This is a genomic window from Undibacterium sp. Ji42W (assembly GCF_049340405.1).
Taxonomy (GTDB): domain Bacteria; phylum Pseudomonadota; class Gammaproteobacteria; order Burkholderiales; family Burkholderiaceae_D; genus Undibacterium.
On sequence record NZ_JBMPOV010000001.1, the window covers coordinates 69,532 to 84,583 of the forward strand.

The 15,052-nt window shown below is 48.2% G+C and carries 16 protein-coding genes and 1 pseudogene; 5 read left to right on the forward strand and 12 right to left on the reverse strand.

All coding sequences use genetic code 11. The annotated features are described in order from the left end of the window. The first annotated feature begins 328 nt into the window (after positions 1 to 328). Positions 329 to 1,993 (forward strand): MFS transporter, encoded by a 1,665-nt coding sequence (locus tag ACO0LG_RS00320; RefSeq protein ID WP_423022220.1) that lies wholly within the window; start codon positions 329 to 331, stop codon positions 1,991 to 1,993. Between the two features lie 75 nt (positions 1,994 to 2,068). Here ACO0LG_RS00320 and ACO0LG_RS00325 read toward each other — a convergent pair whose 3' ends face one another. The 9 genes and pseudogenes from ACO0LG_RS00325 to guaB form a co-directional block, all read right to left on the reverse strand. Beyond that, a complete protein-coding gene (locus ACO0LG_RS00325) occupies positions 2,069 to 2,974 on the reverse strand; it encodes an LD-carboxypeptidase (RefSeq protein WP_423022222.1) in 906 nt (301 codons plus the stop codon). Positions 2,975 to 2,982: 8 nt separating this feature from the next. Then, positions 2,983 to 3,534, reverse strand: coding sequence for a tRNA adenosine(34) deaminase TadA (gene tadA, locus ACO0LG_RS00330; RefSeq protein WP_423022224.1), 552 nt, complete (start codon positions 3,532 to 3,534; stop codon positions 2,983 to 2,985). Beyond that, complete coding sequence (gene queD / locus ACO0LG_RS00335; protein WP_423022226.1) at positions 3,534 to 3,977, reverse strand: 6-carboxytetrahydropterin synthase QueD; 444 nt, start codon at positions 3,975 to 3,977, stop codon at positions 3,534 to 3,536. The genes tadA and queD overlap by 1 nt, the downstream gene beginning before the upstream one ends. A 6-nt stretch (positions 3,978 to 3,983) precedes the next feature. Next, the gene (queE, locus tag ACO0LG_RS00340) at positions 3,984 to 4,619 is read right to left on the reverse strand and encodes a 7-carboxy-7-deazaguanine synthase (protein ID WP_423022228.1); all 636 of its coding nucleotides are present in this window, start codon (positions 4,617 to 4,619) and stop codon (positions 3,984 to 3,986) included. 345 nt (positions 4,620 to 4,964) lie between these two features. Next, positions 4,965 to 5,171, reverse strand: a complete 207-nt coding sequence (locus ACO0LG_RS00345; protein WP_423022230.1) for a hypothetical protein — start codon at positions 5,169 to 5,171, stop codon at positions 4,965 to 4,967. Positions 5,172 to 5,721: 550 nt separating this feature from the next. Further along, positions 5,722 to 6,068 (reverse strand): annotated as a pseudogene (locus ACO0LG_RS00350) (tyrosine-type recombinase/integrase); the annotation flags it as partial. Positions 6,069 to 6,147: 79 nt separating this feature from the next. Next, complete coding sequence (gene guaA, locus ACO0LG_RS00355) at positions 6,148 to 7,740, reverse strand: glutamine-hydrolyzing GMP synthase (RefSeq protein ID WP_423022232.1); 1,593 nt, start codon at positions 7,738 to 7,740, stop codon at positions 6,148 to 6,150. A 3-nt stretch (positions 7,741 to 7,743) separates the two neighbouring features. After that, on the reverse strand, positions 7,744 to 8,793 hold the full coding sequence (locus ACO0LG_RS00360; RefSeq protein WP_423022234.1) for a GGDEF domain-containing protein: 1,050 nt from the start codon (positions 8,791 to 8,793) through the stop codon (positions 7,744 to 7,746). Positions 8,794 to 8,848: 55 nt separating this feature from the next. After that, positions 8,849 to 10,309 (reverse strand): IMP dehydrogenase, encoded by a 1,461-nt coding sequence (gene guaB, locus ACO0LG_RS00365; protein WP_423022236.1) that lies wholly within the window; start codon positions 10,307 to 10,309, stop codon positions 8,849 to 8,851. Between the two features lie 147 nt (positions 10,310 to 10,456). Here guaB and ACO0LG_RS00370 point away from each other — a divergent pair, with 147 nt between their 5' ends. Then, on the forward strand, positions 10,457 to 10,921 hold the full coding sequence (locus ACO0LG_RS00370; RefSeq protein WP_423022238.1) for a DUF4124 domain-containing protein: 465 nt from the start codon (positions 10,457 to 10,459) through the stop codon (positions 10,919 to 10,921). A 5-nt stretch (positions 10,922 to 10,926) separates the two neighbouring features. Here the strand turns inward: ACO0LG_RS00370 and ACO0LG_RS00375 are convergent, their stop codons facing one another. Then, a complete protein-coding gene (locus tag ACO0LG_RS00375) occupies positions 10,927 to 11,205 on the reverse strand; it encodes an RnfH family protein (protein ID WP_423022240.1) in 279 nt (92 codons plus the stop codon). A 10-nt stretch (positions 11,206 to 11,215) separates the two neighbouring features. Further along, a complete protein-coding gene (locus ACO0LG_RS00380) occupies positions 11,216 to 11,647 on the reverse strand; it encodes a type II toxin-antitoxin system RatA family toxin (RefSeq protein ID WP_423022242.1) in 432 nt (143 codons plus the stop codon). 111 nt (positions 11,648 to 11,758) lie between these two features. Here ACO0LG_RS00380 and smpB point away from each other — a divergent pair, with 111 nt between their 5' ends. Next, positions 11,759 to 12,208, forward strand: coding sequence for an SsrA-binding protein SmpB (gene smpB / locus ACO0LG_RS00385; protein WP_110253677.1), 450 nt, complete (start codon positions 11,759 to 11,761; stop codon positions 12,206 to 12,208). Between the two features lie 37 nt (positions 12,209 to 12,245). Here the strand turns inward: smpB and ACO0LG_RS00390 are convergent, their stop codons facing one another. Further along, the gene (locus ACO0LG_RS00390; protein ID WP_423022245.1) at positions 12,246 to 12,761 is read right to left on the reverse strand and encodes a hypothetical protein; all 516 of its coding nucleotides are present in this window, start codon (positions 12,759 to 12,761) and stop codon (positions 12,246 to 12,248) included. A gap of 80 nt (positions 12,762 to 12,841) precedes the next feature. Between ACO0LG_RS00390 and ompR the strand changes: the two genes are divergently transcribed. Then, positions 12,842 to 13,609, forward strand: coding sequence for a two-component system response regulator OmpR (gene ompR, locus ACO0LG_RS00395; RefSeq protein ID WP_423022247.1), 768 nt, complete (start codon positions 12,842 to 12,844; stop codon positions 13,607 to 13,609). Positions 13,610 to 13,655: 46 nt separating this feature from the next. Next, complete coding sequence (locus ACO0LG_RS00400) at positions 13,656 to 15,017, forward strand: ATP-binding protein (protein WP_423022249.1); 1,362 nt, start codon at positions 13,656 to 13,658, stop codon at positions 15,015 to 15,017. Positions 15,018 to 15,052: the final 35 nt, after the last annotated feature.

The following is a 15,052-nucleotide window of genomic DNA, read 5'->3' on the forward strand; positions in this document are numbered from 1 at the left end:
AACATGCAGGAACAAACTTCCATAGCCCTGTTTTTCTTGAATCGAATTGCTTGAATTAAAAGCCTATAGATCAAGCTCAAAAAAGAGAATATCACATTTTAGTACGACCGTTCGCAAATTAATTTCATCTCATTCCACTCTCTAATATTGCTCTTCTTTACATATTCAGGATAGCTCTTTTGTAAGTTTCTGTAAGTTTCGAGCAAGCAAGCCGTAAGTTTCGGCTTGCACACTTTGCTTGCAATAAAAATTATGTCGGAAATGTGATTGTGCGTTTTTGACCATTTTTTTAGCAAACTTAAATATACTTAAAAAACAGGAGACAAGCATGGCGACAGCACCTATCGCAACGTCAGGCGGCATGACAGCTGAAGAACGCAAGGTTATTTTTGCTTCTTCACTGGGAACCGTCTTTGAATGGTACGATTTTTATCTATACGGAGCACTTGCATCCATCATAGGACAGCAATTCTTTAAGGGTACAGACCCAAACACTGGCTTTATTCTTGCCCTGCTCGCTTTTGCAGCTGGATTTATCGTTCGCCCTTTCGGCGCTCTGGTGTTTGGTCGCCTGGGCGATATGATAGGTCGCAAGTACACCTTCCTGGTGACTATCCTGATCATGGGTGGTTCTACATTTTGCGTAGGCTTGCTACCAAATTTTGAAACAATTGGCGTTGCTGCACCTATCATCCTGGTATTGCTACGAGTCCTGCAAGGTTTGGCTCTGGGTGGCGAATACGGCGGCGCTGCCACCTATGTTGCTGAACATGCCCCCCATGGCAAACGTGGTGCCTATACTGCATGGATACAGACAACTGCTACCTTGGGCTTGTTCCTGTCCTTAGTAGTGATCCTGGGTATACGTAAAATGATGGGTGAGGCAGACTTTGCCTCGTTCGGATGGCGCTTTCCTTTCCTCGTGTCCGTCTTCTTGTTGGCGATTTCGGTATGGATACGCTTGTCCATGAATGAATCACCTGCCTTTGCCAAAATGAAAGCAGAAGGCAAAACATCAAAAGCTCCTTTGACAGAGTCATTTGGTCAATGGAAAAATCTGAAGATCGTCATTCTGGCTTTGCTGGGCCTGACAGCAGGACAAGCTGTGGTCTGGTACACCGGTCAATTTTACGCCCTGATTTTCCTGGAAAAAGTATTGAAAGTTGATGGTCCTCTGGCCAACATGATGGTTGGCGCAGCGCTGTTGATTGGCACGCCGTTCTTCATCGTGTTTGGAACACTCTCTGACAAGATTGGCAGAAAGCCCATCATATTGGCTGGCTGTGTTATTGCGGCGGCTACTTACTTTCCACTTTTTGGCGCGATTACTCATTTTGCCAATCCCACATTGGAAAAAGCACTTAAAAATGCACCGGTTGTTGTCACAGCAGACCCTGCTGATTGCCAATTCCAGTTCAATCCTACTGGCACCAAAAAGTTCACATCTTCCTGCGATATCATCAAAGCAAAATTGGCAGCTTCATCGGTCAACTATACGAATGTAGAAGCACCTGCTGGCACGGTTGCATCTGTCAAGGTTGGTGATACTGTCATTGAGTCCTTTATATCCAAGGGCATGCCACCAGCAGATGCAACTGCAAAAGACAAGGCCTTGTCTAAAGAATTGGCTGCAGCCATTAAAGCTGCTGGTTATCCCGAGAAAGCTGACAGCGATCAAATCAACTACGTGATGGTCGTGTTATTACTGACCGTCCTGGTCATCTATGTAACGATGGTGTATGGACCAATCGCCGCCATGCTGGTGGAAATGTTCCCGACACGCATCCGTTACACCTCAATGTCACTGCCTTACCATATCGGCAACGGCTGGTTCGGCGGCCTGCTGCCATTCTTTGCGGTGGCCATGGTGGCATCAAAAGGTGATATTTATTATGGCCTGTGGTATCCAATTATCATTGCAAGCGTCACTGCAGTGATTGGCTTCTTCTTTGTCAAAGAGACCAAAGATAATGATATCTATGCTGCTGATTAATTATTAAGCAGAAAGAAACAATAAAGAAAAAACCCACCCGTCAAATTGACGGGTGGGTTTTTTTAAATCTGGCGACTATAAGGAGTAGCTCATTGCCAAACTCGCCCGTCCCGCCACCACATCTAATTGTGCCTGGCTGCCAACTACGAGGCTGGCACGGGTCGGGATATGGCCAAATGGCAAACCAGTAATGACCGGCACATCGATCAGACTACGTATATACGCAAGCATGGCATTTAAGTCATAACCGTTATCATGCACTGCCAGTTTGTATGCAGAAAAATTCCCAAGTACGATGGCTTTTTGTTTACTCAACACACCGGCAAAATGCAGTTGTAACAACATGCGCTCTATACGGTACGGGTGTTCGCCTATATCTTCAAGGAACAATATGCCATCTTTCACTTCTGTCCAATAAGGCGTGCCTATTGCATGCGTCAGCATGGCCAGATTGCCGCCCCAAAGTTTGCCCTGCACCTTTAATTCCTGACTTGAGTCAGTTTCAAATTCAACTTTGTGCGTGGTGTTGCTGACGCATGCCTTGAACTGCTGCAGCGTATATTCAACAGGCTGCTCACGTATGTAATCATCACACAGCATGGGGCCGGCAATACTGGTACGGCCACGCGCCAGCATTGCCAGATGCACCAGTGTAAAATCACTGTAGCCGACAAAACATTTTTTACTATTTGCCAGTAAATCAAAATCAAGCAAAGGCATCAGCCTCGACATGCCATAGCTGCCGCGCAGTGCCATGACTATCTCGACATCAGGATTTCGTGCTGCCTCATGAAGCTGTCTGGCACGGTCGGCATCGCTTGCACCAAAGCGCTGGAATTTGGCATCAGCCTTATAATAGCTGTGCACCTTAAAACCTTGCTCTGCCAAACACTGCAGACCCCGCTCAATCAGACTGTCATCCAATGGTGCTCCACTAGGGGCGACAATCGCGACTCCGGTTTGCGTGCTTTGTTCAGGCATAGTATGTTTCAATCTAGTGGAGGAGATATGCTGGCATCAGCATTCGCAGCCAGCTTCTTTTGTGCCACGGCAGCACGTCGGTAGGCAAAAAAATCCTTGAGCATGCTACTGCATTCATCTGCCAATACCCCGCCCGTGACTTGTGTATGGTGATTCAATTGCCCATGCTCAAATACATTCAGCAAAGAACCGGCAACTCCGGTCTTGGGGTCGCTGGCAGCGTAGATGACGCGCGCCAAACGAGCGTGCATCATTGCTCCGGCACACATCATACAAGGTTCAAGGGTAACGTAGAGTTCGCATCCAGGCAGGCGATAATTGCCTAAAAACTTAGCCGCTGCGCGCAGGGCCATGATTTCTGCATGGGCGGTGGGGTCATGTTTGCCTATGGGGCGATTGTAGCCAGTGGCGATGATCACGCCATCCTTGACAACAACGGCACCAACCGGCACTTCACCCTCATTTCTGGCCAGCAGGGCTTGCTGGTAGGCAGCCTGCATGAACTGGATGTCGTGCTGGCTCTGCTCACTTTGCGGTGGCAGATTTTGCTCGTCAGCCATTATCCGTCTATCTCAGCCCAGCAATTTGGTGTTTCGTAGAGAGTGACCTTGGTCAATTCCAGGGTGCGACCAAATCTGCCGTGATAAACCACCTTCAAGATATCAAAAGCGATCTTCGCCAGGTTTTCTACTGTCGGCACACGATCAATAATCACCGTCTTGTGTCCTGGCAGCTTCTCCAGGAAGTTCTTGATGATGTAATCCCTCTCATAGACGATGAAGGAATGGTCCCACAGATTCACCAGATGCTCATTGGCCAGCGCCTTGATATCACCAAAATCCATGATCATGCCGTTATCCGACTCGCCATCCTTCTGGACGACATCGCCGGTCAGGGTAATCTGCAAAGTGTAGCGGTGCCCGTGCAAATTGCGACACTGGCTGCCGTGATCGGGAATGCGATGACCTGCATCGAATTCCAACTTTCTGGTAATCGTTAACATGGAAACTTAAGGGATCTGTAATAGTTTATGGGTTTGCAAACTCAGCTTCCATTGCGGATGCTGTTTGCAGTATTCAATCGCAAGACGCAAATTATCGTCTCTTAAAGGGCCATCCATGGCTTGTACAAAGTAATGTTCAAAATCAAGATTTGCATATGCCGCCATGTCCTGACCAAATTGCGGGATCACCACTTTGAGCTCACTACCCTTGCGCACGACCAGCTCCGAACCCATTTTCGGGCTGACACAAATCCAGTCCACGCCTTGAGGCACAGGCAAAGTGCCATTGGTTTCTATGGCGATCTCAAAACCAACTGCGTGCATGGCATCAACCAGTTCCGCATCCAGCTGCAAAAGGGGCTCGCCACCGGTAAACACTACGTACTTGCTTGCAGTATAGGTCTCGGGCCACAAAGCGTTAATCGTTGCAGCCAGCGCTTGAGCCTGCTTGAACTTACCGCCGCCCTCGCCATTTGTACCGACAAAATCGGTATCGCAAAATTGGCAAACCGCTGTCGCCCTGTCCTCTTCGCGCCCTGACCACAGGTTGCATCCAGAAAAGCGGCAAAACACCGCCGGACGCCCAGCATGATTGCCTTCGCCTTGAAGAGTATAAAAAATTTCTTTGACGCTATAAGTCACGTCTTGTTCCCACTTGGTTATTTAACAGCGAATTACGGTTTGCCAAAGCGAGGCTACCCGGATTTAGTATGTCGCCAATGTCTACTGCGGATAAAGACAGTATATGAATTTTGTCGTGTTTTTAAAACACAAAAGGCGCACATAATATCATGACGCCGCGATCAGAATTAGCTGCTTTGATCAAGACCATTACTCTTCTGAGTCAAAAATTGATTGCAACTATCGGAAAATTAATTAAACAACAAGACATGAAGCTCACATGACAGCTTTATTCATCCCAACCATCTCTGACAAGTACTTTTTTAAATACTCTATTTTTCTGTGGTCACAATATAACCGCCATTGTCACCAACTCCTTGATCCACCACTGACTTCTATCATCACCCTCGATAACGCGGACCCAAGCATTTTATCGACATATGCTTCAATATCTTGTGCCTGTTCGATAAATTCAAATCCATCATGCTCAAATTCAAAGATACGTTCAGTCTCAGCACCAGTAGTTGCCATCAATAAGTAATTACCAGTTCTTGGTATTTCACTAATTACCAAGCAAGTATCCACCCACCCGGGCAAGTAATCTCTTTTCTCCTCCTCACATAAGCCGTCGGTCCAATTATTAAAATCGACCCGCAAAGACTCCCATTTACTTGGAGTACTTATATAGGCAGCAGTTTCATCGCTTTTTTACAAGAATAACCGATTCCCAAAGTTGATCAACAGTTTGGATTCGGTTCTTGTCTAGTGCAATCTGTCGACTTGCCAATGCTGACAATGCACCACTTCTCAACGCTGCAATTTCGACTTCTTTTATATGAATCTCAGCCTTAAGCCGCTCCTCACCATCCCGAATTTGAGAGCAAACAGTTTCAATCCTCTTGTTAATTTCATGCTCTAGACTTTTTTAAGTCGCGTAGAAATAACGTCTTTGCACAACCAAAGCACACCAGCAAACATTCCAGTGCTGGTAAGTGAAGGGGAGATATCAACAAATTCCATATGAGCAATTCCTATTTCAATGTTTTTACCTGCAAACTTTGCTATGAAATTCAAAGTAGTTGACCAATGCAAATAATGCAATACACCTAATTCACTTCTTTGTCTACCCGTCAATCATATCTGCCCAATCCTGCAACATAGCCGTGTGCTGTTCACGGTACCCAGCTTTGTTGCGGGCCAAATTTGTAAATCTTTGCCATCCTTCTGCGCCAGCTTATAGCTCAACCACAACACATGGTTAAGCGTGGCCTGACTCATCGTGGCGTCAAAATCATAGCGAGACGGAAGAACATAACTTGAACCACCAGAGAATGTTTTGAGAGTGACAAGAATATCCATTATCTGGTTAGACAGAAAGACCAGGTGCGGACTGCGTCTTTTCATGCGCTCTTTAGCTATGGTCCAAACGCGATCAGTAAAATTAATCTTACTCCAGGTGGCGTTGATCAAAAATGCAAAAAAGCCCGCAATGACGCGGGCTTCCGGGGTGTTTCGTGCTTCTAGTTGCCTGATGTTGCCAGACCTGAAATCATTCCCATTCTATCGTCGCAGGCGGCTTGCCCGAAATGTCATAGACTACGCGATTGATACCACGCACTTCATTGATGATGCGGTTGGATACTTTGCCCAATAACTCATGCGGCAGGTGTGCCCAATGGGCAGTCATGAAGTCCTGGGTTTGTACGGCACGTAATGCGACCACATATTCGTAAGTGCGGCCATCACCCATAACACCGACGGATTTGACTGGCAAGAATACGGCAAAAGCCTGACTCGTTGCATCGTACCAGCTTTGCGGTTTTTCTGCGGCTGGATCAACCAGGGTGTTGCGCAATTCTTCGATGAAGATGGCATCGGCACGGCGCAGCAAATCGGCGAATTCTTTTTTCACTTCGCCGAGTATGCGCACACCCAGGCCTGGGCCAGGGAATGGATGGCGGTAGACCATACTGTGCGGCAGACCCAAGGCTACGCCCAGTTTGCGCACTTCATCCTTGAACAGTTCACGCAATGGCTCAAGCAATTTCAGGTTCAGAGTATCAGGCAAGCCGCCCACATTGTGATGGCTCTTGATGGTATGCGAGCCTTTTTTACCTTTGCCTGCACTTTCGATGACGTCTGGGTAGATCGTGCCTTGCGCCAGCCATTTGGCATTAGACAGTTTGCCGGATTCAACCTGGAAGACTTCGACAAATTCGCGGCCAATAATTTTGCGTTTGGCTTCGGGATCAGACACGCCCGCCAGGTGCCCCATGAATTGGGCGGTCGCATCAACATGAATGACTTTGACACCAAGGTTATTGGCAAACATTTCCATAACCATCTTGCCTTCGTCAAGACGCAACAGGCCGTGATCGACGAATACGCAAGTCAGTTTATCGCCTATGGCGCGGTGTATCAAGGCAGCAGCGACACTGCTGTCGACACCCCCGGACAAACCAAGAATGACTTCATCTTCACCTACCTGGGCGCGAATGGAAGAAACAGCCTCGGAGATGTAGTCAGGCATGTTCCAGTCAGACTGGCAGCCGCAGATTTCGTGCACGAAGCGGCTGAGGATAGCTTCACCCTTCAGTGTATGCGTGACTTCCGGGTGAAATTGCACGGCATAAAAACGGCGCTCCTCATCGGCCATGGCAGCGATGGGGCAATTATCGGTAGAAGCCATCAGCTTGAAACCTGGCGGCATTTCATTGACCTTGTCACCATGGCTCATCCATACTTTGAGCATGCCATGACCTTCTGGCGTGACGAAGTCATTGATGTCCTTGAACAGGTCTGTATGGCCACGGGCACGAACTTCGGCATAACCAAATTCACGAACCAGGCCATTTTCAACCTTGCCACCAAGTTGCTCTGCCATGGTTTGCATACCGTAGCAAATACCCAGCACAGGGACACCTGCTTCAAATACGGCCATAGGTGCGCGAGGGGTGTCACCTTCTGTCACGCTGTTTGGACCACCAGACAAAATAATACCGGCTGCGCCATAGTTTTTAATGAACTCATCACTGACGTCATAAGGATGAACTTCAGAAAAAACACCTGCATCACGAACGCGGCGAGCGATCAGCTGCGTGACCTGGGAACCAAAATCGAGGATAAGAATTTTTGAGTGCATAAATCAAATTATCATGTCAGGTTGTGCAGGCGTAGCCTGGACAACACAATTATTTCCTGCATTTCTGGCGGAAAGCAGGGCTTTTTCTGCGAGGCTAATTAAAGTTTCTGGCTCGGCATCAGGAAAGATGTCAGTTGATGCTGTGCCGGCACTGATCGTCAACGCGGTGTTCACATCATTCATTTTTTCAGGATGCATGAGCACGGAAGCACGTATGCGCTCACCTACTGCTGTGACCACCAAATGCGATGCACCCGGCAATACCACCAGCAACAAGTCCGTGCCAAAGCGCCCCAATGCGTCAAATGGGCGCACGCAAGAGCGAATACGGCTAACGGTCTTGACCAGTATCATGTCGGTGATAGCGATGCCATGCAGCGCACGCAAATGCTCCATCTGATCCACACTGGCGATCAGCAAGGCCAAAGGTTTCATGGCCTTAGCGCAACGCTCCATTTCCAGCTTCAATGAACGGATGATGGCAGATTTGTTCCAGGTACCCAGCAAAGGGTCGATCAGTGAATCTCGCTTGAGATTGCGGTTTTGCTTGATGATTTCGAGCTGTGACTGATACAGGGCACTGAAAGCCATTTCACGTTCAACCATGGAAGCAAGATCAGCAAATGACTGTCTCTCTTCATCGTTCAGGTCACGAGTTTGATAGTCGATCAGGATGACGCTGCCAATTAATTGGTTACCATGATCAAAAACGGGATGAGAAGCAAAGAAACGCATGGATGCAGGGCCTGCAACCAGGGGATGTTTACACAGGTGTTCATGCTGGCGCAAGTCAGGGATGACCAGTATCTCATCAACTGGCTCAATGGCGTCACAGAACTCGGCTTCCATATTGGTAATGGAGTGCACCAGATGATCAAACCTTGGCACCAGCGTGCCGAAACTGACCAGGCAGTTGGCCACGCCAAACAACTTGATGCCAAGTCGTTCAAAGCGGCCCAGGCGCAATTCCATCCTTTCCGACACCATGCGCTCAAAACCCGAACTGACAGGTGTCGTTGTCGATGGGCCGGAACGATCTAGGTTCGTTGACATTCCACTCTCCAGACATCCTCAATTCGGATCATGCTTCTCAAGCGCATTTCAACCATTAGTCAGCACGGTAATTTGGCGCTTCTTTGGTGATTTGCACGTCATGCACATGTGATTCACGCATGCCTGCAGAGGTGATTTCAACAAATTCAGATTTGGTATGCAGATCGTCTATCGTCGCGCAACCACAATAACCCATGGAAGAGCGTACACCGCCCACCAGTTGATACAGGATGGCAAGCACACTGCCTTTATAAGGAACACGTCCCTCTATACCCTCTGGCACCAGTTTGTCGGCATTATTGGCCGCGTCCTGGAAATAACGGTCGGCAGAACCATCAGCCATTGCACCCAGACTACCCATGCCGCGATAAGATTTATAGCTACGGCCCTGGAACAGGATGACTTCACCTGGCGCTTCTTCAGTACCGGCAAACATGCTGCCCATCATGACTGTGGAGGCACCAGCAGCAAGAGCTTTGGAGACATCACCAGAAAAACGCACCCCGCCATCAGCAATACAAGGTACACCAGTGCCTTTGAGCGCATTGGCTACATTGGCAATCGCAGTAATTTGCGGCACGCCAACACCAGCAACAATACGTGTCGTGCAAATTGAGCCTGGGCCGATGCCAACCTTGACTGCGTCCGCGCCATGCTCAACCAGCGCCAGCGCTGCTGCTGCTGTTGCAATATTGCCACCGATGACTTCAATATGCGGATAATTGGTTTTCACCCAACGTACACGGTCCAGTACTCCCTTGGAATGACCATGGGCAGTATCAACAACGATGACATCGACACCGGCTTTTGCCAGCAGGTCTATGCGCTCTTCATTATCAGGGCCAACACCAACAGCTGCACCTACGCGCAATTTTCCTTGGTCATCTTTGGATGCAAAAGGATGCTCTGTTGACTTTTGGATATCTTTAACAGTAATCAAGCCGCGCAGCTCAAATGCTTCGTTGACAACCAGCACACGCTCCAAGCGGTGCTTGTTCATCAGACGCTTGGCTTCTGCCAGATCTGCCGTTTCATTGACATAGACGAGTTTTTCACGCGGCGTCATCTTGGCGCGTGCTTCTGCGTCCAATTCCTCCTCGAAACGCAAATCGCGGTTGGTGATAATACCAACAACAGTCTTGCCTTCGACCACTGGAAAGCCGCTGATACCGTGTTGCTGTGAGAGCGCAATCACTTCGCGGATTTTCATGTTAGGCGGGATGGTGATAGGATCACGCAATACACCCGATTCAAAACGTTTGACCTTGGCAACTTCACGGGCTTGCTCTTTTGCTGTCAAGTTTTTATGGATAATGCCGATACCACCTTCTTGAGCCATGGCGATTGCCAGGCGAGCTTCAGTGACTGTATCCATCGCAGCTGATACCAAAGGGATATTCAGATTGATGTTGCGAGTCAATTTGGTCGCAAGAGAAGTATCTTTAGGGAGTATGTTCGAATATGCAGGGACGAGTAGCACGTCATCGAACGTGAGTGCTTTTTGGAGTAAACGCATAGTATTTCCTATAGGCGCAAAACCGAATTATACAGAAAACTTGCGAAGTCGTCTTGCTCCGTGTAAAACTCTTGCATAATTCCATGTTTTTCTTGAAAGCAAATTATGTCTATCTTACGAATATCACGATTAGGCCCTGCACTTTTAATGTCTCTAGCATTCTGCGCAGTCGCCCATGCGCAATATGTCTGGATTGATGACAAAGGCAATAAACAGTTTTCAGACATGCCGCCTCCAAAATCCGTGCCCAAGGATAAAATTCTAAAAGCACCGGGTGGTGTCAAGGCTGCACCGGCAGTGGACGACAAAGCAGCTTCGGCCAGTCAAGCTGCGCCCAAGCTGGAAAAACCTGTAACGCTAGCTACCAAGAATGAGGACTTCAACAAGCGCCGTGCCGAACAAGCTGAAAAAGACAAGAAGGCCGAACAAGAAAAAACGGCGGCCGATGACAAAGCAAAAAATTGCGAAAGAGCCCGCAACTATCAGCAGTCCTTGAGTTCCGGCGCTCGTCTGAGTCGCACCGACAAAAATGGCGAACGTAGTTTTTTATCTGATGCTGAGCGTCAACAAGAGTTGGATACAGCAAAAAAAGCCCTGGCTGATTGCAAATAGCAGAATCAGGTCAGTGCCTGTTTTTTAGCCCTGCGCCTGCGAGCTTCCATGGGGTCTGCGACCAGGGGGCGATAGATTTCTATCCTGTCCCCTGCGTGCAATTGGCTATCAAGTGACTTAAGTTTGCCAAAAACACCTAGCTTGAAAATATTGACATCAATCTCAGCATGAATTTGTACAATGCTACTTTGCTGTATTACTTGCAGAACGGTGGCATCAAGAGGCACCTGAATCTCCAGCAAGCTAGTCTTATCCAGCCCGGCATAACAGACTTGAACAGTCATGCTGATTTGCTCAGCCATATAATGCCTCGGCACGGGCGCAAAAAGAATCGACAAAACTATTAGCAATCTTGGAAAAAACCGGGCCTATCAAATGCTCCAGCAATTTACTGGAGAATTCATAGTTAAGTTCAAATTCAATTTTGCAGGCATCTGCACGCAATTCAGTGAATTTCCAGCAACCCGACAATTGCTTGAATGGCCCTTCAACCAGACTCATTTCAATAGAATAAGGGCGTTTATTGCTGTTACGCGTCGTAAAATGCTGCTTCAAACCATGATAATTAATGGAAAGCGTGGCAACGAGTTCATCATCAGTGCGCTCTGCCACCCTGACCTCGCCACACCATGGCAGAAATTGAGGATAATTTTCCACTTCATCAACCAGAGCAAACATTTGCTCAGTGCTGTAAGCTACGAAAACTGTTTTATGTACAACTGCCATCAAGAAGAACCATTTGGTAGAATCACAGGTTCGCATTTTAACCGAGTCATAAGCAGTACCAAAATGCATTCGTGCATTTCCATACTCTAATTTGACCAATTTTCATCCTACATGAGCATCGCTGATAATAAAAAAGCATTCCACGATTATTTTATCGAGGAACAATACGAAGCCGGCATCGTCCTGCAAGGCTGGGAAGTCAAAGCCATACGCGCAGGCCGCGCGCAGCTGAAAGAAGCCTATGTCATCGTCAAGAATGGCGAAATCTTCCTGTTCGGTGCGCATATTGGTGCCCTGCCGACCGCCTCTACCCACATTCATCCTGACTCTGTACGCACACGTAAATTATTGTTAAATGCGGCAGAAATCAGCAAATTGATAGGCAAAGTGGAGCGTTCTGGCTACACCATGGTGCCGCTGAACCTGCATTTCACCAAAGGGCGCATCAAATGCCAGATCGGCCTGGCGAAGGGTAAAAAGCAACATGACAAGCGTGATACTGAAAAAGAAAAAGACTGGCAGCGCGAGCAACAAAAAATAATGAAGCAAAACAGGCGCTGATATTTATCGAGAATTTTGGGGAAGAATTTGGGATAGCTTAGCGGGCCGGACGATATAGTTCGTGTCCGACATCCTGGATCTGGCGGCGCAGAGCGCGCTTTTCATCCGGCGTGAGACGGCCCGCCTTTTTGTTATCTTCAGCACTGCCGCAAGCGCGTTCACCTATGTGACGCGCATCATTACAGCGTTCAAGCAAGCTGTTTTTTTCAGCTTGTTTATTGAGTTGCCGCTCGTGTTGTTTTTCTTCTTTGCGCGCTGCATCATTTTTTTGCTGGGCATTGCCGTTATTAAATCGCCCCCACATTGCCGAACCACCATTACCTTTGTTTTCTGCCATAGCACTCGCCGTCACGATCAATGACAACAGCAGGACAGAAAATTTTTTGTACGGTATATTCATCAACTTGAAAACGAATGGCCTTGCACGCAAAACCGATGAGGTAAGCAAAAAGATATAAATGGATTGCAATTCTAAGTGCAAATGCCTGTGACTTACCAGCATCAATTTGTATGAATTTAGTTTACGATAGCCACAGGAATTGCGCAGTCCCATTCCGTAAAGTGTGTAACAGTTTGTAATCCAGAATATTAATTTTGTTTGCAAGCTCACTCTATGACAGTACTATTAAGCCCATGAACACTACGCCCCCTACCCCAGACTCCACAAACACTAATTCCAGCAACCCCAAGGCCAAGATACTGGTGGTTGATGATGACCTGCGTTTGCGCGATTTGCTGCGCCGCTACCTGACAGAACAAGGCTTTCAAGTCGTCAGCGCAGAAAATGCTCAAGCGATGAACAAACTCTGGATACGTGAACGCTACGACATGCTGGTGCTGGATTTAATGCTTCCCGGTGAGGATGGTCTGGCCATCTGCCGCCGCCTGCGTGGTGCTGGCGATAAAACGCCGATCATCATGCTGACCGCCAAAGGTGAAGAAGTTGATCGCATTATTGGCCTCGAAATGGGTGCAGACGACTACTTGCCAAAACCCTTCAGCCCGCGCGAACTGGTTGCCCGTATCAATGCTGTGCTAAGACGCAAAGCCCCGGATGAATTACCGGGTGCGCCTTCCGATGGCCCCCAGACTTTTGCCTTTGGCGATTTTGTACTCGATCTTGGAACCCGTACGCTGAAAAAGAATGATGACAATATTTCACTTACTACAGGTGAATTTTCAGTATTGAAAGTCTTTGCCCGTCATGCACGTCAACCGCTCTCCAGGGAAAAACTCATGGAACTGGCACGCGGCCGAGAATATGAAGTGTTTGACCGCAGCCTGGACGTGCAAATTTCACGTCTGCGCAAACTGATAGAACCGGACCCCAGCAATCCACTTTACATACAAACAGTGTGGGGACTGGGCTATGTATTCATCCCGGATGGCCAGTCGCATTAAGAGCAGGATATTCTTACCCCCTCATTGCCTTTTTTGCAAACCTTGAATGCGTGACTACCTCAACAGTCTGGAATGGCTAAAAAGCGGACTGTTCTGGCGTACCTTCCTCATGCTGGCGGTCCTTGTCACCGCCAGCATGCTGGCCTGGATGTCCAATTTCCGCACCCTGGAAACAGCGCCAAGGGCACAACAAATGGCGGCGCAAATTGTTTCCATTGTCACCATCACCCGCGCTGCCCTGACACATTCCGCCCCTGAAAAAAGGCATGAGCTCTTGCGCGACCTTGCCAATAAAGAAGGTGTGCAAATTTATCTGCTGGAAGATACTGACCGCGTAGAAGAGCCAGAAGCCACGCCTTTCTTTATTGAATCACGGCCTTTGATGTTGCGCGGGCTGGGTACTAACACCCGCTTTGCCAGCAAACTGAACGATATCAGCGGCTTCTGGATCAGTTTTGATATTGAAGACGATCACTACTGGTTAAGGCTGGAACAAGACCGGCTGGATCCGCCGATAGGCCAGCAATTATTTAGCTGGGCTGTCCTCACCCTGTTTTTAACATTGTTGGGTGCTGCTATCATCTCCAAACTCATTAATGACCCATTGTCTCGTTTGAGTAATGCAGCGCGCGCAGTCGCCAAAGGCAAACAACCACCGCCCTTACCACAAAAAGGTCCAAAAGAAATTCGCGAGACCAATGTCAGCTTCAACACGATGATGGAAGATCTGGTCAGGATAGAAACAGACCGGTCCATCATTTTGGCAGGTATTTCGCATGATTTGCGTACCCCGCTGGCACGCATGCAACTGGAAGTCGAGATGGCGAATCTGAACGACGACGCCAGAACCGGTATGCAATCTGACCTGCAGCAAATGGATGACATCATCAGTCAGTTCCTCGACTATGCAAAGCCGCTCGACAAGGTCGAATTCGAGCGCATTAACATCAGTGAAGTCATACAACAAGTCATGGATGAGGCATTCCGGTTTCAAAACCTGCGCCTGCGCACTGCTATCAAACCTGATATCTATGTCAATGGCAATTTGACTGAACTCAGGCGTTTATTCAACAACATCGTGGAAAACGCTTGCCGCTACGGAAAAACCCCAGGATCTCCCGTCATCACACTTGACGTGCAATGCTCACGCAAAAACAAGGATAGAAAGCTGGGCATACAAATCAGCTTCCGCGATCATGGACTGGGCGTGGCAGAACAAGACCTGGTACGCCTGCTGCGTCCCTTCACCCGTGGTGATGCGTCGCGCAGCCAGGCCAATGGCTCTGGCCTTGGTCTGGCCATTGTAGATCGCATCATCAAAAGCCATGGCGGCAAATTACGCATCTACAATCATGCCGAAGGTGGGTTTGTCATTGTGATTGCGTTACAGGAAGCGAAAGAGGCCTGATTTACACCAGTCCCTAGACAAGGTCATACTTGAAA

Bases quoted from the DNA above. Each gene is read 5' to 3' on its own strand.
- ACO0LG_RS00320 (WP_423022220.1), top strand. From the start codon at position 329: ATGGCGACAGCACCTATCGCAACGTCAGGCGGCATGACAGCTGAAGAA.
- ACO0LG_RS00325 (WP_423022222.1), bottom strand. From the start codon at position 2,974: ATGCCTGAACAAAGCACGCAAACCGGAGTCGCGATTGTCGCCCCTAGT.
- tadA (WP_423022224.1), bottom strand. From the start codon at position 3,534: ATGGCTGACGAGCAAAATCTGCCACCGCAAAGTGAGCAGAGCCAGCAC.
- queD (WP_423022226.1), bottom strand. From the start codon at position 3,977: ATGTTAACGATTACCAGAAAGTTGGAATTCGATGCAGGTCATCGCATT.
- guaA (WP_423022232.1), bottom strand. From the start codon at position 7,740: ATGCACTCAAAAATTCTTATCCTCGATTTTGGTTCCCAGGTCACGCAG.
- ACO0LG_RS00360 (WP_423022234.1), bottom strand. From the start codon at position 8,793: ATGTCAACGAACCTAGATCGTTCCGGCCCATCGACAACGACACCTGTC.
- guaB (WP_423022236.1), bottom strand. From the start codon at position 10,309: ATGCGTTTACTCCAAAAAGCACTCACGTTCGATGACGTGCTACTCGTC.
- ACO0LG_RS00370 (WP_423022238.1), top strand. From the start codon at position 10,457: ATGTCTCTAGCATTCTGCGCAGTCGCCCATGCGCAATATGTCTGGATT.
- ACO0LG_RS00375 (WP_423022240.1), bottom strand. From the start codon at position 11,205: ATGACTGTTCAAGTCTGTTATGCCGGGCTGGATAAGACTAGCTTGCTG.
- ACO0LG_RS00380 (WP_423022242.1), bottom strand. From the start codon at position 11,647: ATGGCAGTTGTACATAAAACAGTTTTCGTAGCTTACAGCACTGAGCAA.
- smpB (WP_110253677.1), top strand. From the start codon at position 11,759: ATGAGCATCGCTGATAATAAAAAAGCATTCCACGATTATTTTATCGAG.
- ACO0LG_RS00390 (WP_423022245.1), bottom strand. From the start codon at position 12,761: ATGGGACTGCGCAATTCCTGTGGCTATCGTAAACTAAATTCATACAAA.
- ompR (WP_423022247.1), top strand. From the start codon at position 12,842: ATGAACACTACGCCCCCTACCCCAGACTCCACAAACACTAATTCCAGC.
- ACO0LG_RS00400 (WP_423022249.1), top strand. From the start codon at position 13,656: ATGCGTGACTACCTCAACAGTCTGGAATGGCTAAAAAGCGGACTGTTC.